We start from the raw sequence: 16,708 nt of genomic DNA, 5'->3' as shown, positions 1-16,708 counted from the left end.
GAAGGTCGTCCTCAGGCAGCGACCGAAAGGGTCACTTACTCAATCCATATAACTCGCAATACTCCAGCCAGTCCATACCGGCCATCTCGGCCACTTCCTTGTGCACTTCCAGGCGCTGTGTCTGATAGTCCTCGGACGTCGCTGCGGTCAGTTGCAGCGTCAGCTCCCAGGCAAACAATCCCAGGCGCTCGGCCTCGGCTTCGAAGGCTTCATGCAAGCGTTCGTCGCGGTACTGCGCAGCGGTCTCGCCCTTGGCCTGAGCCAACAGCGGGTTGAGGTTGTCGAGTTCGACGCGCAGTTCAGGGCGCTCATCGAGAAACTTCTTCAGCGCTTGCTCGTGTTGTTGTTGTTCGGTTGCCGCCATGGTCGCTCCTTGAGGCTGGATTACGAAGACTGCTTCTTGCTGGCCTTGGCCGCTGCTGCCAGGCACTCGAGGGCAAACTGCTCGGGGTACGTCATTTGAATTGGCGTGGTTTCACCTTTGACGGTTCTTTCGCCGTCGAGGATGTAACGAATCCGCTTGTCGGTAACGCCAATTCGCTTGGCAATCCAGGACGGCGTCTGACCGATCTGGCTGATCAGTTTGTCGGCATATTCAGCGGTCGGTTTGTAGTATTCGGCGTTGGGTGTCATGACCTTTCCAGAAAATGAGCCCGGAAAAACGGGCGATGCAGTGTTAATGGCGCGACAGGGTGCGCGAATCGTCACTCGGTGTCGCGGTATAAATGAAGTAAAGCAGAACGATACGCCGTGCCGCGGTGATACAGTCCGCTTTTTCTTGATGAGCGAACGCAATGCGAATTCTGATGGTGGCGCTGGCCGTAACGTTGCTGGCGGGATGCGCGGGCTCGGCGATGAACGACGCCCGCACTGGAACCCCGTACAAAACCCTGACGTCGGACAAACCGGAAAAAGTCGTCGCCCAGTGTGTGCAGTTTTCCTGGCAGGATGAGGCGGTGTTCGGTGTCGATGCTGGCGCATATTTGCAGCCTGGCGAGAAGGGCGGCACTACCGTTTACACGCGCTCGGCGGAGTCCTTTGTGGACGTGAAGACTGACGCTTCCGCTACCGTGCTGAATTATTACGCGCAGCATGACGACTTTGTGGCCAAGCGCCGACTGGCGGCGTTGGCGACCTGCCTCTGATTCTTTGGATTGACGCATCCCCCTGTGGGAGCGGGCTTGCTCGCGAAGAGGCCGGTACATTCAACATCTCTGTTGACTGACACACCGCCTTCGCGAGCAAGCCCGCTCCCACAGTTGTTCTGTGTTGATTATGAAAATGGGGTTTGCTCCCGCCGGGTCAGGTGTTGTTCATCAGGCGCTTCTGGAAAAAGAAGCGCTTGTGACCTGGCGGGTAGTCGGCGATCTGGCCTAGCTCGCTGTAGCCGAGCTTCCTGTAGAACTCCGGCGCCTGGAAGTCGAAGGTGTCGAGCCAGATTCCGATGCATTCCTTTTCCCGTGCCAGGTCTTCGGCCATCTGCATCAGCTGCGTGCCCAGGCCCTGTCCTCGGGCCTGTTCAGGCACCGACAGCAACTCGATGAATAACCATCGGTAAAAGAACCTGCCATAGAGCCCGCCGAGGATTTCGTCGTTGTCATCGCGCACCAGCAAGGCAATCGGCTGCGAGTTCGCCTCTCCCGCCTGCGAGGCGTTATAGGCGCGCAACGGCGTGAGGATCGCTTCGCGGTCTTCATTCGTGGGGTTTTGCGACAACTCGATTCGCAGGGTCATGGCTATATCCTTATGGCATGGCGGTGAAATGGCAGCCTATCTCGATCGCGAGCCTGGTTCCATCCCCTGAGAACAAGTGGAACCGTCGTTATCGCGCAGATGTCTAGCCTAAACAGCGTCATTCCTGAACGCGCCCTATGAGGACAATCCGTGAATATTTTCGAAGCCTTGCGCGAAAGCCATGACCGCCAACGCACCTACGCCGATGCACTGATTCAGACCAGCGGCGACACTCCCGAGCGGGTCGAGGCTTACAAGCAGCTCAAGTCCGAACTTCAGGCCCACGCAACCGCTGAAGAGCGGCATTTCTACATCCCGCTGATGGAGTTCGATAACGGCGTCGACCTCAGCCGTCATGCCATTTCAGAACATCACGAGATGGACGAAATGATGGAAGAACTGGACGAGACCGAGATGTCCAGCCCGGCCTGGCTGGTCGCCGCGAAGAAGCTCGCCGAGAAGGTCAATCACCACCTGGAAGAGGAAGAGCAGAAGTTCTTCCAGATGGCCGGCAAGTTACTCGACGACAAACAGAAAGAGACGCTGGCGGGTCAGTATGAGAAGGAATACAAGGCTCAGCTGTCTTAGCGCCAGGCTTTCGTTTTCGCCTAAGATGTGCGCCTTCTGACGAAAAAAGGGATGCATTGCCATGTCGAACACAGCCGAGCGGGTCAACCTCATCGAGTCTCAGGTGTTGTCCCACGACTGGTATCTGCTCAAGAAAATCACCTTCGATTACCTGCGCAACAACGGCGAATGGCAACGCCAGACCCGCGAGGTCTACGACCGTGGCAACGGCGCGGCGATCCTGCTGTTCAACCGCGAAAAGAAAACCGTGGTGTTGACCCGGCAATTCCGATTGCCGGTGTTCGTCAATGGCCACGATGGGTTGCTGATCGAAGTGGCGGCGGGGCTGCTCGAAGGTGCGGCGCCTGAAGAACGCATCCGCGAAGAAGCCGAGGAAGAAACCGGTTATCGCGTGCACCATGTGCACAAGGTGTTTGAGGCCTACATGAGCCCCGGCTCGGTGACCGAAAAGCTGCACTTCTTCATCGCTGAGTACGATGCCGCTTCCAAGGTCAGCGAGGGCGGCGGACTGGAGGAGGAGACCGAGGAGCTGGAAGTGCTGGAATGGAAATTCGACGACGCGCTTGAGGCGTTTTATCGCGGGGAAATCTGCGATGCGAAGACCATCATGTTGCTGCAGTATGCGGCGATGAAAAACATCTTCACCGCTTAAGCTGTGTCCCCCTCGCCACAAATGCGGGGCTCGTCACGTCAGAACAAATCGCCTGTCCTGCCGGCCCCTGACCATTCGCATCCTTCCAGCGTCAGCAGCTGCTCCTTCGCCTCAAGCCCACCGGCGAATCCGGTGAGTTTCCCCGAAGCGCCAATCACCCGATGACACGGCGCAACAATCGAAATCGGGTTCTTGCCATTCGCGGCGCCCACTGCCCGAACCGCACTGGGGTTGCCGATCTGCCGGGCTATTTCGCTATAACTGCGGGTCTCGCCAAATGGAATGGTCAGCAGCGCTGCCCAGACCTTCTTCTGAAATTCCGTCCCGGCAAAATCCAGATCCAGGTCGAAACGATTGCGCGTGCCCGCAAAGTATTCCTGCAACTGTTGAGCGGTGCGCATCAGGATCGGATTATCCGGCGCCTCACTCATCGGCCCAAGCCGCACCCGGCCGGGCTTGTCGTTTTCCCAGAGGATGGCTGCCAGACGTGAGCCATTCGCGACCAGCTTCAACTCGCCCACCGGAGATGCGAGAGTGATGAAGGTGTAACTCATGCCGGTGGACTCCGTAAAGGTGCTGAGCAGAGGCCAAGCATACTGCCTCGACGGGGAGGCGCAATACGCAATCCCAGCCATACTTGCCTCTGCTCTTGAAGCCTTCCCTCTGTTTTTTGTACAGAGCCTAAAAACAAAAAGAGACCGACTCATGAAGTTCGAACCTTTTGCCAAATCGCTGATTGCGACCTCATTGGCGCTCAGCTGCCTCAGTGCTTACGCGGCCTCCGTGGCGCCGGTCGCGGCCGAAAACGGCATGGTTGTTACCGCCCAGCATCTGGCCAGTCACGTGGGCGTCGATGTGCTCAAGAATGGCGGCAACGCCGTCGACGCCGCGGTAGCGGTCGGTTATGCGCTGGCGGTGGTTTATCCCGCGGCGGGCAACCTGGGTGGCGGCGGTTTCATGACCATTCAGTTGGCGGACGGGCGCAAGACCTTCCTCGACTTCCGCGAAAAAGCCCCGCTGGCCGCTACTGCAAACATGTACCTCGACAAGGAGGGCAACGTCGTCCCTGACCTGAGCACCCGTGGGCATCTGGCCGTTGGCGTGCCGGGCACCGTGTCGGGCATGGAACTGGCGCTGAAGAAGTACGGCACCAAACCGCGCAAGGAAGTGATCGCCCCGGCCATCAAGCTCGCCGAAGACGGTTTTGTGCTGGAGCAGGGCGATGTCGAATTGCTGGAATACGCCACTGACGTGTTCAAGAAGGATATCAAGGATTCCGGTGCGATCTTCCTGAGCAACGGCGAGCCGATGCAAGTCGGTCAGAAACTGGTGCAAAAAGACCTCGGCAAGACCCTGCGGGAAATCTCCGAGAACGGCGCCGACGGCTTCTATAAAGGCTGGGTGGCCGATGCCATCGTTACCTCCAGTCAGGCCAACAAAGGCATCATCACTCAGGCCGACCTCGACAAATACAAGACCCGCGAACTGGCCCCGATTGAATGCGATTACCGCGGCTACCATGTGGTCTCGGCACCGCCGCCCAGCTCTGGCGGCGTGGTGATTTGCGAGATCATGAACATTCTCGAAGGCTATCCGATGAAAGACCTGGGCTATCACTCGGCCCAGGGCATGCACTACCAGATCGAAGCGATGCGTCACGCCTACGTAGACCGCAACAGTTACCTGGGCGACCCGGATTTCGTGAAGAACCCGATCGCCCATCTGCTGGATAAAAACTACGCCACCAGAATCCGCACCGCCATCGATCCGCAAAAGGCCGGTGTGTCCCGCGAGCTCAAACCCGGCGTAGCGCCACACGAAGGCAGCAACACCACCCATTACTCCATCGTCGACAAATGGGGCAACGCGGTCTCGGTGACCTACACCTTGAACGACTGGTTCGGCGCCGGCGTCATGGCCAGCAAAACCGGGGTCATCCTCAACGACGAAATGGATGACTTCACCTCGAAAATCGGCGTGCCGAACATGTACGGTCTGGTGCAAGGGGAAGCCAACGCCATCGCTCCCGGCAAGGCACCGCTGTCGTCCATGAGCCCGACCATCGTCACCAAGGACGGCAAAGTGGTGATGGTCGTCGGCACCCCCGGCGGCAGTCGCATCATCACCGCGACCTTACTGACTATGCTCAACGTGATCGACTACGGGATGAACATCCAGGAAGCGGTCGATGCACCGCGTTTCCACCAGCAGTGGTTGCCGGAAGAGACCAACCTTGAGACCTTCACTACCAGCCCTGATACGGTGAAGATGCTCGAAAGTTGGGGGCACAAGTTTACCGGGCCACAGGACGCCAACCATGTGGCGGCGATTCTGGTCGGCGCGCCTTCGCTGGAAGGCAAACCGGTGGGCAAAAACCGCTTCTATGGTGCGAACGATCCACGTCGAAACACCGGGTTGTCGCTCGGTTATTGAGGCAGATCCGAGGCCACCCCAATTCTTGAGGGTGGCCCCCGATCCCTAGACGTTAAAAGGGGAACGGATTCGATATCCGTTGCCGATTCACCGACCTATCAAGGAAGGAAGCTCATGGCTACCGCACTGCTGATCATCGATGTCCAGCGTGCCTTGTGCACTGGCGAATACGAATGTTTTGAGATCAAGCGCGTTATCGAGAACATCAACGGCCTCAGTGCCAAGGCTCGCGAAGCAGGCATCCCGGTCATCCTCATCCAGCACGAAGAACAGGGCGACCAGCTGCAATACGGTTCCGAAGGCTGGCAACTGGCCGAAAGCCTGAAGACGTCACCGCAAGACCTTCGCGTGCGAAAAACCAATCGAGACTCGTTCTACCGGACCCACTTGCAAGCCCAATTGCAGGATTTGGGCGTCGACCGCCTGATCATCTGCGGGCTGCAAACCGACTATTGCGTCAACGCCACTGTCCGCCAGGCCCTGAAGCTGGGCTATGACGTCGTGCTCGCCGCCGACGCGCATTCCACTGTCGACAACGGCAACCTCGCCGCCGAAGACATCATCACCGAGCACAACGCAGACCTGGCGCACTTGACGGGACCCGTGGCGCGGATCGACGTTATCCCGACCAGTGAAATCCGCGTCTGAAACTGCACGGCGATCAGCGACCAGGACAACAAGTAGCGAGTCACTCGTTGTCCGTCCCTTGTTGGCACTTAGCGAATAAAACTATTGAAAAAAACCTCTATACGCTTTAAACGGGAGGATCACTGGCACATTGTTTGCGTTCAGTAGGTGAGTATCGCCAGTTCTGGCTCTGGGAGCGCTGATGAGTTTTTGTCCATTGACACACTCCCCGCGGCAATCGAACGATTGCGACGTTGTCGCATCTCAACCAGACGGGAAGTGGGATACGGTCGCAATGGCCTGCGCTGGTAACGAGAACACCCTCGAACATTTACTGGATTCAGCGCGTAATTGGGCCCATACCACCGCGTGGGTGGTTTACCGCGCTGGCGAACAAATGCATTTGGTCGGGCAGGGCGACCCGAGGGTGCAGTGGCCGTCAATCGTTGCGAATGAAGAATTTGAAGCCTTTTGCCTGACCCGGCACCTGCAGCGCTGGCCGACCGGCAGAGGCGAAACGGTGCTGGGTTGGCTACTCGCGCCAGCCAACGATGCCGCGGAGCCGGCGCTCGCCGAGTTTGCCCAGCGCCTGGGCATTGAGGTACAGACCAATACTCTGGCCCGTGCGCAGATTACTCAGCGTGTGCTGTATGAAATTACCTACCTGGCCAGTTCGACCCGCGACCGGTCAGTGTTTCTGGTGGGGGTTCACCAGCTGCTGGCTAGCCTGATCGACGCCGAGAACTTCTATCTCGCGCTGTATGACCCGCACAGTGGCAAGATTGACTACCCGTATTACGTCGACATCATCGACGTTGATGCCGTGGAGTCCCAGCATTACGAATACCTTGACCCTTCGCACTTGTCGTTGACCGGCCAGGTATTGACCAGTGGCCAGCCGTTGCTGATCGACGCCGCCGGCATTCTCGCGGCTCAGGCCGAGAATCGTTTCTACTGCGTGGGTGATCGTCCCGAGTTCTGGATGGGCGCACCGTTGAAAAATGCCTCGGATGACGTGTTTGGCATGCTTGCGATGCAGGTCTACGACGTTTCTCGTACTTACAGCGCTGAAGACCGCGCGTTGTTTCTGGTGGTGGCCCGCCACGTGGCCATGGCGCTGGACCGGATTCTGCACCGCGAGGATCTGGAAGAGACGGTGATGCGTCGCACCCTGGAGCTTTCAGCCGTCAACGATGCATTGAGGCAGGAAGTGGCAGAACGACAGCGCGCCGAACATCTGCAGAGCGCGCTGTTCCAGATCGCTGAACTGTCGAGCCAGCCTGGCGACATGGCTGAGTTGTTTCAAACGTTGCATGGCATCGTCGGTGATCTGCTGTTCGCGCGGAACTTCTACATTGCACTGTTCGACGACGCGACCAGTGAAGTGACCTTTCCGTATTACGTCGATGAACGGCAGACAACCTGCCCGGAGGCGCGGCGTGGGCGCCGGGGCTTGACCGAGTACGTTATCCGTCAGCGCCGACCTTGCCTGATTGATGCAGGCGAAGCTGACCGATTGGCTGCGCACGGTGAAATCGCAATGGCCCATGAGTCTGTCAAAGCCTATTCCTGGCTGGGCATTCCATTGTTCGATGGCGATGTGGTGCGTGGCGTGCTGGCGGTGCAAAGTTATACCTCGCAGGTGCGCTATACCCTGCGGGACCAGGAACTGCTGACGTTCGTGTCGCGGCACATCGACACCGCGTTGTCGCGACGCACCGCCGCCGAAGCGATCCATGCTGCCAACCTCATGCTGGAAGCCCGGGTGCAGAACCGCACTCGCGAGCTCGATCACGCCAATGCCAAGTTGCAACACGAAAACTCCCACGATGCGCTGACCGGGCTACCGAATCGTACCTACCTGCAACAGCGCCTCAATCTGGCCTGGTCGCGGTTCGGCAGCGAAGGCGGGCACCTGGCGGTGATGTTCATTGACCTCGACCGTTTCAAAATGGTGAACGACAGCCTCGGCCATCATTTTGGCGACCTGCTGCTGATGCAGGCCGCCCACCGTTTACGCGGGTGTCTGCGCGACACTGACATGCTGGCGCGCCTGGGCGGCGATGAGTTTTCAGTGCTGGTCCCCGAGGCGCCGCTGGACGTGGTGATCGAAATCGCCGAACGGATCCTGGTGGCGTTCGACCTGCCGTTTTCCATCAATGGTCATGAAGTGTTTTCGTCTTGCAGTATCGGTATTGTCAGTGCTGACAGTCAGTTCCATCACGAACCAGCCGACTTGCTGCGCGACGCCGATGCGGCGATGTACCGGGTCAAGAGTGCCGGGCGTGACAGCTACGCAGTGTTCAATCAGGAAGTGCGCCGTGAGGTCTCGGACCAGGTTGAGCGGGAAGGGGCATTGCGCAACGCGCTCAAACGTACCGACGAACTGCTGCCGTATTTCCAGCCGATTGTCAGCGTCGAAAGCGGCGAACTGTTGGCCCTTGAAGCGCTGATCCGCTGGCATCAACCGGGTGGCCGGGTGATCGCGCCGGGCGAGTTTTTGCCGGATGTCGAAGGTTTGCGTCTGATCGGTCGACTGGACCTGTACATGCTCAACAGCATTGCAGTGATCCTCGCACAGCCCCAACACGCCAATTGGCCTGCGGTGCACGTCAATTGCTCCAGTTACAGCATGGCGCGTCCGGACTTCGCCGACGATGTGCTCGCACTGTTGGCCCGGCACCGGGTCGCGCCATCACGGATCTGCCTGGAGTTGACCGAAGGTGCGCTGGTGGCTGAGCCAGCCATTGCCCGACTGACCATGCAGCAATTGGCCGATAACGGCATGTCGGTGGTGCTCGATGACTTCGGTGCAGGATTTTCATCCCTGAGCTATGTGCATCAATACCGCTTCAGCGGCTTGAAGATCGACAAGTCGTTCATCCTCGAACTGACCACCAGTCCACGCAGTCGCGCCATTGTCCGGGCGATTGTGCGGATGGCCGAATCGCTGGACCTCAGTGTGGTGGCCGAAGGGGTCGAGGATGAAGCGACACTGGTCTTGCTGCGCGAGATGGGTGCAGGGCAGGCCCAGGGTTATTATTTTGCCAAGCCGATGGGTTTGGAGGCGTTGTTGGAAACTTCGCTGGTCGGGCGCTAAAGCCACGTATTAACCACTCGCCGATCCAGCTCCTCCCAATCCGCCATGCCCAACACCCGTGTGGTGTTCAATCCTCGCAGATACCCCCGCAACTGATTGGCAGTGGCCCGCGCAAGCTCCGGGTCGGGTGCGTTTTCGCACAACAGTACGGTTTCGTACTGGATCAGGTACTCGGCCACCCGCTCACGGAAGTCGGGCAAAACGGCGTCGCGGATCAGGTCAAAAGTTCTCAAGTAGAGATCCTCATTAATTATTTCCAGTCGTGATTGAGTGTGAATCCGTCTACACGGCGCGCAACTATCGCTAGAAGTAATAGTGACCATTACGAAACGCAAGTTCTTCTTTGTCGGCAATCGGCGGAAAATCGCCTCCATCGAACTTTACTCTCGGGATGAGACCGATGCGTCCTTTATTCGCGCCCGCCATAGCGTTTGCCTCTTTGTTGCTCGCCGGTTGTGCCTCCGCGCCGAACGATCCGACCCTGACCTTGCAGACCAACAAGACCCCTGCGCAATTCGCCGACTGCGTCGTACCGAAGTTGCAGGGCAAAGCGTTGAACCCGACTGTCTCGCAGACCCAGCGCAGCTACCGGATCGTGGTGCCGAGCAAAGTCTCGGCGGACAACGTGCTGGAAGCCTACAAGGCCGGGAGCGGCGGCAAGGTGTTCATCTACGAGCGGCATTTGCTGGCCTCGAACTTCCTGCCTTCGAGTTTTGAGCGCGCCGCACAGGATTGCATCTGACTCCGCCCGTAGACGCTTTTCATCGAGCTCCTTTGGTTGGCCGCAACCAACCAATTTTTTGCCCCGCACCGCTTTCGGTGGCGGGGCTTTTTTTGTGCTGGCTGATGCGAGTCATGGCCCTGGTCATATAAATTTGAAATGCACGGCGTTGCTCGACAGAATCGCGTCCCGATCTGGCCAACGGTGCCGGACGTTCGTGGTGAAAAGGAACTGCAGTTGAACGAACAGACATTGTCCCAGCGCCTGGAGCGCGTGGCGGCGCATGTGCCCGCAGATGCGCGCCTGGCCGATATCGGCTCGGATCACGGCTACCTGCCGGTGGCGTTGATGCGCCGTGGCGCCATCGCGGCGGCGGTGGCCGGCGAGGTGGCCTTGACGCCGTTCCACTCGGCCGAACGCACCGTGCGCGAAAACGGCCTGGACCAGCGGATCAGCGTGCGCCTGGCCAGTGGCCTGGCGGCGATCGAGCCGGGAGACGGGATCACCGCGATCAGTATCTGCGGCATGGGCGGCGAGACGATCCGCGACATCCTCGACAGCGGCAAGGCGCGCCTGAGCGGCCAGGAACGCCTGATTCTGCAGCCCAACGGCGGCGAGCAGCCACTGCGCCAATGGCTGATGGAGAATGGCTACCGCATCCTCTGCGAGGAACTGCTGCGGGAAAATCGCTTCGACTACGAAATCATCGTCGCCGAGCGTGCCGGGCCGGTGATGTACACCGCCGAGGAACTTTACTTCGGCCCGCTGCAGATGCAGGCACGCAGCCCGGCGTTCCTGATCAAGTGGCAGCGCATCCTGCGCGAGAAGCAGAAGACCCTGACCCACTTCGCCCATGCGCGGCAGGCCGTGCCCGAGGAGAAAGTGCAAGAGATCGCCCGGCAGGCCCGGTGGATCACCGATCTGCTGGCTTGAGCCAGGTCCAGGGTTTGTGAGGCGCTTTTCCCGCAGCCGGTCCGATCCGATGCGCTCGGCTATCGGTTCAGCAGAGGTGCCAGCAGGGCACACATGCCGCGCCAGTGCGAACCCTCCCAGTAAATCCGTTGGCAGGCGTCGCAGCGCAGGAAGTGCGAATAGAGGGCGCCCACGCGTGGCGGCACCTGCAACCGGGCCAGTTCCGGGCTGATCTCGTGCAGCGGCAGGTTGCAATGAAGGCACAGGCTGAATGGCCGCGCGCTACGCGCCAGGTCGAGGCGTTCGTACAATTCGCGCAGCTGCAGCGACGGTTTCAGGGCATGCACGTAACAGCCGTGGCTGATGATCCGCCGCTTGAGCAGTTCGCGGTCGCGGGTCAGCACGATGCGTCCTTGCTGCGCAGCGATCTCGGCGATCTCGCCATCCTCGAAGCCATTGTCGTAGAGGGTGTCGAAGCCGCTCATGCGCAGCAGGCTGGCCAGCCCGCCCAGGTGCGCATCAGCGACGAAGCGCAGCACCCGTAAAGGTTGCGCACGAACCTTGAGCAGCGGGCTGATGTCCAGCGCTTCGAACTTGGGATACACCGCCAGCCGGTCACCGTCGAAGATCATCCGCTCAAGGCCCACCGACTCGCCGTTGAGCAGCACCAGCTCGACCTCCGTGTGCGGGATCCCGAGCGCCTCGATCATGTGCTTGACCGTCGCCCCTCGCGCGCACTCGCAGGTGAAGGACTGCCGCCGCCGTTCGGCCGGCAGGAAATCGTTGAGCTCCTCGTAGAAGCGGAAGGTTGCACGAGTCATGTTGAACAGTATGGCAGGGCGGCGGGATGAGCGAGTCTGGATTCCCGTGGCTTCGCACTAGCGACGATAGTAGCGGTGATCGTCCTCGTAGCGGTGCCGCATGGCCCGATCCTGGTGGCGCTCCCAATCGCGACGTTCAGCTTCTCGGCGGGCTTGCTCTCTACGCCAATTATCTCTGCGCCAGTCGTCTCGGCGCCAATCGTCTCGGCGATTGTGCCAGCGGCCGTCATGCCAGTATCGGTCGTCATGGGCAAGCAACGGCCCTGGCTGCTTGCCGGTCATACTGGCCAAGGTCGGCCAAGGGTTGCCGGCGGCCTGGACAGGAGCCTGAACGGCTGCGACTTCAGTAGGGAAAACAGGGGTTGAGGTCTTCATCTGTGTTGCTGATGCCGAGCCAACTGCCGCGAACGCGAACAGGGCGAAGAGCACCATCCGTGGGTCATGGAATTTCATGAGAGAAGGCAACCTCTGATTGACAATTGGACGTGTGGCCATCTGGCTGCGGGAAACTTGCGGGTTCGCGCTTACCGAACGAATGTGCCTATCCACATAGACAGATTAATAGGGAAAAGTTCTAGGGAGCCGCTGCTTAAATAGCCAATGGCCTCAGTGTTCGGCCCCCTTTGAGGTTTGCTATCTCGATGTCCCTTCTGCAGTGTTCAGAAGGTCTCCAGCCCGTGCTGTTACATCACGATGGGCATCGGCCAGATCGCTTGAGCAACGCACTGAGGACGCGCTGTCCGTATAAGCCGACGCCAAGACCCGACACGATGAAAACGACTGCAACGATTTTGTTAAGTGACAGGGGCTCATTAAAAATCATGACTGAACCGAGCAGGCCGAATACCGGCACCAATAACGACAATGGCGCGACGGTAGACACTGGATATCGTTTCAGAAGTGAATTCCACACCCAGTAGCCGAACAGTGTATTGGGGTATACCTGGAACAGGATCGATAGGACGGCGCGGTAGTCGAGTTGATTCACCAATGCGCTGTAACCCGCCGAGCCGTTAACAGCGTAATCAAGCGCGAAAAGAGGGATGGGCGAAAACGCGCTGGACCACACCATGAAAGCGAAGACCTGGGTGGTCTTGGCCTTTTTGTTGATCACGTTGGCCACACTCCAGGCGACCGCTCCCAGCAGCACCAGGATCAGCCCGGCCGTCGTTACTGTCCCATCAACAATCGAGATGATGCTCAACAAGCCACAGGAGGCGATACCTATGCCTGCAAGTTGGTAGCGGGAAATCGCTTCCTTGAATATCCATGAGCCCAGCAGGATGGTGAAAAACGCGCTGAACTGAAGCACCAGCGAAGCGATGCCTGCTGAAAGACCAGACTTGATGCCAAGGTTAACGATGCCCCAAAGTCCGATACCGAAGACCAGACCGTAACCAATGATGTAGCGCCACTGCACATCAGGTTTCGGAATGAAAAAGATCGCTGGAAGTGCGCAAAGCGTGAAGCGAATGCCAGCAAGAATGAGCGGGTCAACGGTGGTGAGGCCCAGTTTGATAACCGAGAAATTCACGCCCCATATGGCAGTAATCAAGATTGCGAGTAGCAGGTGCCCGGCTTTCATACTGATCGTCCTTGAATGGTCGTTGAGAAATGTCTTGTAAGAACCCACAGCGCCAAAGCTGTAGCGCTGATCAAGGCGCCCAGCAGGCTTACTGCCATCCAGCCCCAGAGCGCATAAACCTGGGTCGCGGCTGCCGCCCCCAGCGCGCTACCGACCGAGTAGAAGCACATGTATGCGCCGACCATGCGACTTTGGGCGTCGGGTCGAGCAGCAAAAATGAGACTCTGGTTGGTGACGTGTACTGCTTGCACCGCGAAGTCGAGCAAGACCACTCCGCAGAGCAGTGCTATCAGGGACGTCTCGGCAAAAGTGATGGGCAACCAGGAAAGCGTCAGGAGCCCCAGCGAAATGCCGGTGACTCTTTGTCCCAAACCTTGATCGGCCCAGCGACCGGCTCTTCTGGCAGCAAGGGCACCGGCGACGCCAGCCAAGCCGAACATGCCGATGGCAGTGTGTGAAAGCGACAGCGGCGGAGCGCTCAACGGCAGCACCATGGATGTCCATAGCACGGAAAAAGCGGCAAAGATCAGTAAGGCCAACAGGCCCCTGATACGCAAAACCGGTTCGGTCATGAACAGCTTGAAGAACGACCGGATGAGAGCTTGGTAGGCGTGTTGATTGCGTGGCGACACTGCGGCAGGAAGCACTTTCCAGAGCACCGCCGCGATGGTCAGCATCAATCCTGATGAAACGAAATAAACGGCGCGCCAGCCCGCTAGATCTGCGATCAGCCCAGAGGTAAACCGCGCCAGAAGAATGCCCAGGACAACTCCGCTGGTTACGGTTCCCACTGCCTGTCCACGTTGTGATGGCGTTGCCAACACGGCGGCATATGCCACAAGCACCTGAACGACCACTGCCAGTAAGCCCATCATGCTCATGGCTCCCAGCAGGGCCAGCCATTGCTGTGATGCGCCGACTGCCGCCAGCGCAATTGCAGACAGCGTCACTTGAGTCAAAATCAGCCGTTTACGGTTGACCATATCGCCCAGCGGTACGATGAACAGCAACCCCAGCGCGTATCCAACCTGAGTGGCCGTCACCACGACCCCGATCAATCCTGAGGTGACGCCCAGGCTCTCAGCCATTGAGGCGAGCAAGGGTTGGGCAAAATAAACGTTGGCTACTGCAAGTGCGCAGGTGACGGAAAACAATAACGTGAGCGAGGAAGAAAGCCCCGGAGACCGGTCGATCCTGCTGCTTTCTCCGATATCCGTATGCGGCAATCCCGAAGGCCGCCTGGAGAAACGTTCGGTGGTTGAGTCTGCATCTGCTGTCATGCACGCCTCCATGGCGTTAAACTGGTTTCAATTGAGAACTGGTTTTAATTATTGCTGAGCCAGGTTTCAATTTGCAACCACATTGATCCAGATTTATCGACAGACTTGGCACCCTTATTCAAAAGGTAAATACGATGGTCAAAGGCGCTTCACCGCAAAGCAGCGAATGCCCGGTAGCAAGAACACTGGAGGCAATTGGGGATCGCTGGTCGCTCATGATTATCCGCGACGCATTTGACGACATTCGCCGATTCAGCGAGTTTCAAAAGAGCTTGGGCGTGGCCAAAAATATTCTGGCATCGCGACTAAAAACGTTGGTTGAAGTCGGTGTATTCGACGTTCGACCGGCGTCGGATGGAAGCGCCTACAAGGAGTACGTCCTAACGGACAAAGGACGGGAGATCTTTCCGGTTGTGGTCAGTATGAGACAGTGGGGCGAACGCTTCCTGTTCAAGCCGCAAGAGACACGTTCTGTGCTGTTGGACAACGAATCCGGACAGTCTCTGATGCCAATTGATGTTCGCTCATCAAGCGGTCAAAAACTTGGACCGTCTGACTGCCACAGAGTGAGACTTGTTGCCGGCGGGGCGTGAATCGACAGCCGTTTTCAACCGGTCGCGCCGAAGATAGTCTGGATCGAATCTAACCTCTGACTTGCCAGGGGCGCGTCCGAACGAAATGTTGATTGGCAGGACAGGCCTGAATTCATCCCTCTATTTGAGTATTCAGGTGCCGTAACAAGCGGCTATCACAATGAGTGCGAGAAAACAGACCAACTGCACGCAAAAGAAGGTAAATCGAACCGCCACGAACGTATCGGTTTGCACATGGGATACGTGAACCAGCGACTGGCACACACGAGCGATCAGAACGATTATGGACAAGTAGTTCACCGCAAGGCCGTCGACACCCAGGGCTGAAATCACCAACACGATGACGCCAAAGACAGGCAGATTCTCCACACAGTTCGCGTGTGCTCTTGTCCCGCGGCGATACCAATCCTCGCCTTCGAGCTGATCGCTTCGGAAGGAAGCAATCGGAACACTCGAGAACAAGATTCTGACCCAGCGATACACCCCGACGGTTGCCATCAACAACAGTAAAGTCCAGGTTGCAAATCCAAGCAGCATCCACATCGGAATCGTCATGGCTGCCATCCTCAATCAATCATTTTCAGTACGTCATCCCAGCGTCGTGCGACCGACGCGCGGTCGGTCGCCCCCTGTCGATCAATTGCTCATGATGGGTGCCAGTGCGGTCTGAATCCTGGACATCTGTGCAGGTGTTGTCATGCGCGCAAGCAGCTGGCCAAAGTGTGGGTGCTGCACACCCGAGATGATGTATTGCCAGCGGTAGGCGCTCAGCACGCAGGTGTTGATTTGCGCTGTCTCATCGACACTGAACGATCGCGAAGCAATTCGAATGAAGTAGTCGGCATCGGATGCCGATTGTGCCTGCAGGATGGCGTCGACGGCGGCCACCAGCGCAATCAGATCGGTCACTGCCTGGTCGCGGTCGGCCGGGGACAGTTTCGCGTGCTCCGCCTCCCACTCCAGTTCATCGAGTACGACGTGCCGGCTTTCATCCTTCCAGTGAAATTTGAAGACATCCTTGAAGAGTGGGCACAACTCCTCGCGCGGGGCGATGCTTTGCACGTAGTGCGTCTGAACAAACAGCTCGATATGACAGGTCAGCGCCAGCACCGACCAGGTGCTGGCCGCCAGTACCGCGCGCGCCACATCGTTTGGATCGGCAACCTGACGATATCCCGCCGGCAAGTGCGTACTAATCATCGTCTCAATGCGCCGGAACAGTTCCTGATGCTTGATCTCGTCGTTGGAAAAGCGCACCAGCGCTTCGAGTGCGAGCTGATCGTCAAACACATGGGCCCGGCCTTGATCGAGCATTTTGGCACTGATAAAACGCTCGACCAGGCCAAAGATATACGCATAGGTTCGGCCCTGAATCTGGCTGAGCAGGCGCGCCTCGTCCGCGGTGAGAAAGGTCAGGCGGTCGATCCGCGATAGTCCGTCGGGCAAGAATTTTCGCGAGAAGTCGAAGCTACGGTCCTGTAGCAAATCACGATCGATCTGCCATTCCGCTTTCTTCGATGATCTGACGATTTGAGCATAACGGTCGGCGTTGCCTGAATCTGAGCGGGGTAGGGTAGCTGCGGTGTTCATATTGATCTCCGGCTTGCGTGGTCGAGTTGGAATGGGCCAATTACGGTTAACGCGGGGGCAATGACCATTGGT

20 protein-coding genes are annotated in these 16,708 nt (G+C 58.3%); 9 read left to right on the top strand and 11 right to left on the bottom strand.

Annotated elements, in window-relative coordinates; genetic code table 11:
- Positions 1–31: 31 nt before the first annotated feature.
- Together KGB03_RS17430 and KGB03_RS17425 are read right to left on the bottom strand one after the other, a co-directional pair.
- Positions 32–364 (bottom strand): DUF6388 family protein, encoded by a 333-nt coding sequence (locus KGB03_RS17430; RefSeq protein ID WP_223527868.1) that lies wholly within the window; start codon positions 362–364, stop codon positions 32–34.
- A 20-nt stretch (positions 365–384) separates the two neighbouring features.
- The gene (locus KGB03_RS17425) at positions 385–633 is read right to left on the bottom strand and encodes a hypothetical protein (protein WP_008154823.1); all 249 of its coding nucleotides are present in this window, start codon (positions 631–633) and stop codon (positions 385–387) included.
- 161 nt (positions 634–794) lie between these two features.
- Here KGB03_RS17425 and KGB03_RS17420 point away from each other — a divergent pair, with 161 nt between their 5' ends.
- Positions 795–1,145, top strand: coding sequence for a hypothetical protein (locus tag KGB03_RS17420; RefSeq protein WP_008154821.1), 351 nt, complete (start codon positions 795–797; stop codon positions 1,143–1,145).
- 157 nt (positions 1,146–1,302) lie between these two features.
- Here KGB03_RS17420 and KGB03_RS17415 read toward each other — a convergent pair whose 3' ends face one another.
- A complete protein-coding gene (locus tag KGB03_RS17415) occupies positions 1,303–1,734 on the bottom strand; it encodes a GNAT family N-acetyltransferase (protein WP_223527865.1) in 432 nt (143 codons plus the stop codon).
- A 150-nt stretch (positions 1,735–1,884) separates the two neighbouring features.
- Here KGB03_RS17415 and KGB03_RS17410 point away from each other — a divergent pair, with 150 nt between their 5' ends.
- Positions 1,885–2,322, top strand: a complete 438-nt coding sequence (locus KGB03_RS17410) for a hemerythrin domain-containing protein (protein ID WP_111448944.1) — start codon at positions 1,885–1,887, stop codon at positions 2,320–2,322.
- Between the two features lie 61 nt (positions 2,323–2,383).
- Complete coding sequence (locus KGB03_RS17405) at positions 2,384–2,974, top strand: NUDIX domain-containing protein (RefSeq protein ID WP_111448943.1); 591 nt, start codon at positions 2,384–2,386, stop codon at positions 2,972–2,974.
- Between the two features lie 38 nt (positions 2,975–3,012).
- Here KGB03_RS17405 and KGB03_RS17400 read toward each other — a convergent pair whose 3' ends face one another.
- Complete coding sequence (locus KGB03_RS17400; RefSeq protein ID WP_223527863.1) at positions 3,013–3,528, bottom strand: methylated-DNA--[protein]-cysteine S-methyltransferase; 516 nt, start codon at positions 3,526–3,528, stop codon at positions 3,013–3,015.
- A gap of 151 nt (positions 3,529–3,679) precedes the next feature.
- Here KGB03_RS17400 and ggt point away from each other — a divergent pair, with 151 nt between their 5' ends.
- From ggt to KGB03_RS17385, 3 genes are all read left to right on the top strand, one after another.
- The gene (gene ggt, locus KGB03_RS17395) at positions 3,680–5,407 is read left to right on the top strand and encodes a gamma-glutamyltransferase (protein ID WP_223527859.1); all 1,728 of its coding nucleotides are present in this window, start codon (positions 3,680–3,682) and stop codon (positions 5,405–5,407) included.
- A gap of 114 nt (positions 5,408–5,521) precedes the next feature.
- Positions 5,522–6,055, top strand: a complete 534-nt coding sequence (locus KGB03_RS17390) for a cysteine hydrolase family protein (RefSeq protein WP_223527856.1) — start codon at positions 5,522–5,524, stop codon at positions 6,053–6,055.
- Positions 6,056–6,236: 181 nt separating this feature from the next.
- The gene (locus KGB03_RS17385; RefSeq protein ID WP_218535927.1) at positions 6,237–9,134 is read left to right on the top strand and encodes an EAL domain-containing protein; all 2,898 of its coding nucleotides are present in this window, start codon (positions 6,237–6,239) and stop codon (positions 9,132–9,134) included.
- Here KGB03_RS17385 and KGB03_RS17380 read toward each other — a convergent pair.
- Entirely contained in the window at positions 9,131–9,367 is a 237-nt protein-coding gene (locus tag KGB03_RS17380; RefSeq protein WP_008154805.1) for a hypothetical protein, read from the bottom strand. The genes KGB03_RS17385 and KGB03_RS17380 overlap by 4 nt on opposite strands.
- 167 nt (positions 9,368–9,534) lie before the next feature.
- Between KGB03_RS17380 and KGB03_RS17375 the strand changes: the two genes are divergently transcribed.
- Entirely contained in the window at positions 9,535–9,876 is a 342-nt protein-coding gene (locus KGB03_RS17375) for a hypothetical protein (RefSeq protein WP_223527853.1), read from the top strand.
- Positions 9,877–10,092: 216 nt separating this feature from the next.
- Complete coding sequence (locus tag KGB03_RS17370) at positions 10,093–10,788, top strand: tRNA (adenine(22)-N(1))-methyltransferase (RefSeq protein WP_317851234.1); 696 nt, start codon at positions 10,093–10,095, stop codon at positions 10,786–10,788.
- 59 nt (positions 10,789–10,847) lie between these two features.
- Here KGB03_RS17370 and KGB03_RS17365 read toward each other — a convergent pair whose 3' ends face one another.
- The 4 genes from KGB03_RS17365 to KGB03_RS17350 all read right to left on the bottom strand — a co-directional run bounded on the left by KGB03_RS17365 (position 10,848) and on the right by KGB03_RS17350 (position 14,453).
- The gene (locus KGB03_RS17365) at positions 10,848–11,588 is read right to left on the bottom strand and encodes a Mut7-C RNAse domain-containing protein (protein WP_192410563.1); all 741 of its coding nucleotides are present in this window, start codon (positions 11,586–11,588) and stop codon (positions 10,848–10,850) included.
- A gap of 57 nt (positions 11,589–11,645) precedes the next feature.
- On the bottom strand, positions 11,646–12,041 hold the full coding sequence (locus tag KGB03_RS17360) for a hypothetical protein (RefSeq protein ID WP_223527847.1): 396 nt from the start codon (positions 12,039–12,041) through the stop codon (positions 11,646–11,648).
- A 235-nt stretch (positions 12,042–12,276) separates the two neighbouring features.
- Positions 12,277–13,173 carry an EamA family transporter gene (locus tag KGB03_RS17355; protein ID WP_223527832.1) on the bottom strand — a complete coding sequence of 299 codons (897 nt, stop codon included), beginning with the start codon at positions 13,171–13,173 and terminating at the stop codon, positions 12,277–12,279.
- On the bottom strand, positions 13,170–14,453 hold the full coding sequence (locus KGB03_RS17350; protein ID WP_223527828.1) for an MFS transporter: 1,284 nt from the start codon (positions 14,451–14,453) through the stop codon (positions 13,170–13,172). Before KGB03_RS17350 ends, KGB03_RS17355 begins: the two co-directional genes overlap by 4 nt.
- A gap of 134 nt (positions 14,454–14,587) precedes the next feature.
- On the opposite strand from KGB03_RS17350, the gene KGB03_RS17345 reads away from it, so the two are divergent.
- Positions 14,588–15,046, top strand: a complete 459-nt coding sequence (locus KGB03_RS17345; RefSeq protein WP_111448932.1) for a winged helix-turn-helix transcriptional regulator — start codon at positions 14,588–14,590, stop codon at positions 15,044–15,046.
- A gap of 132 nt (positions 15,047–15,178) precedes the next feature.
- On the opposite strand, the gene KGB03_RS17340 is transcribed toward KGB03_RS17345, so the two are convergent.
- Both KGB03_RS17340 and KGB03_RS17335 read right to left on the bottom strand, forming a co-directional pair.
- The gene (locus KGB03_RS17340) at positions 15,179–15,601 is read right to left on the bottom strand and encodes an MAPEG family protein (protein ID WP_223527825.1); all 423 of its coding nucleotides are present in this window, start codon (positions 15,599–15,601) and stop codon (positions 15,179–15,181) included.
- 81 nt (positions 15,602–15,682) lie between these two features.
- Positions 15,683–16,636: a diiron oxygenase gene (locus KGB03_RS17335; RefSeq protein ID WP_223527821.1), complete on the bottom strand. Its 954-nt coding sequence runs from the start codon at positions 16,634–16,636 to the stop codon at positions 15,683–15,685.
- Positions 16,637–16,708: the final 72 nt, after the last annotated feature.

This window comes from Pseudomonas sp. BF-B-26 (assembly GCF_019956495.1).
GTDB lineage: Bacteria > Pseudomonadota > Gammaproteobacteria > Pseudomonadales > Pseudomonadaceae > Aquipseudomonas.
The sequence above is the reverse complement of the archived record's forward strand: the minus strand, read 5'-3'. Positions and strand labels throughout refer to the sequence as shown.

Excerpts from the sequence above, each read along its gene's own strand:
- KGB03_RS17430 (WP_223527868.1), bottom strand. The coding sequence starts at position 364 with ATGGCGGCAACCGAACAACAACAACACGAGCAAGCGCTGAAGAAGTTT.
- KGB03_RS17425 (WP_008154823.1), bottom strand. The coding sequence starts at position 633 with ATGACACCCAACGCCGAATACTACAAACCGACCGCTGAATATGCCGAC.
- KGB03_RS17420 (WP_008154821.1), top strand. The coding sequence starts at position 795 with ATGCGAATTCTGATGGTGGCGCTGGCCGTAACGTTGCTGGCGGGATGC.
- KGB03_RS17415 (WP_223527865.1), bottom strand. The coding sequence starts at position 1,734 with ATGACCCTGCGAATCGAGTTGTCGCAAAACCCCACGAATGAAGACCGC.
- KGB03_RS17405 (WP_111448943.1), top strand. The coding sequence starts at position 2,384 with ATGTCGAACACAGCCGAGCGGGTCAACCTCATCGAGTCTCAGGTGTTG.
- KGB03_RS17400 (WP_223527863.1), bottom strand. The coding sequence starts at position 3,528 with ATGAGTTACACCTTCATCACTCTCGCATCTCCGGTGGGCGAGTTGAAG.
- ggt (WP_223527859.1), top strand. The coding sequence starts at position 3,680 with ATGAAGTTCGAACCTTTTGCCAAATCGCTGATTGCGACCTCATTGGCG.
- KGB03_RS17390 (WP_223527856.1), top strand. The coding sequence starts at position 5,522 with ATGGCTACCGCACTGCTGATCATCGATGTCCAGCGTGCCTTGTGCACT.
- KGB03_RS17385 (WP_218535927.1), top strand. The coding sequence starts at position 6,237 with ATGAGTTTTTGTCCATTGACACACTCCCCGCGGCAATCGAACGATTGC.
- KGB03_RS17375 (WP_223527853.1), top strand. The coding sequence starts at position 9,535 with ATGCGTCCTTTATTCGCGCCCGCCATAGCGTTTGCCTCTTTGTTGCTC.
- KGB03_RS17365 (WP_192410563.1), bottom strand. The coding sequence starts at position 11,588 with ATGACTCGTGCAACCTTCCGCTTCTACGAGGAGCTCAACGATTTCCTG.
- KGB03_RS17360 (WP_223527847.1), bottom strand. The coding sequence starts at position 12,041 with ATGAAATTCCATGACCCACGGATGGTGCTCTTCGCCCTGTTCGCGTTC.
- KGB03_RS17355 (WP_223527832.1), bottom strand. The coding sequence starts at position 13,173 with ATGAAAGCCGGGCACCTGCTACTCGCAATCTTGATTACTGCCATATGG.
- KGB03_RS17350 (WP_223527828.1), bottom strand. The coding sequence starts at position 14,453 with ATGACAGCAGATGCAGACTCAACCACCGAACGTTTCTCCAGGCGGCCT.
- KGB03_RS17345 (WP_111448932.1), top strand. The coding sequence starts at position 14,588 with ATGGTCAAAGGCGCTTCACCGCAAAGCAGCGAATGCCCGGTAGCAAGA.
- KGB03_RS17340 (WP_223527825.1), bottom strand. The coding sequence starts at position 15,601 with ATGACGATTCCGATGTGGATGCTGCTTGGATTTGCAACCTGGACTTTA.
- KGB03_RS17335 (WP_223527821.1), bottom strand. The coding sequence starts at position 16,636 with ATGAACACCGCAGCTACCCTACCCCGCTCAGATTCAGGCAACGCCGAC.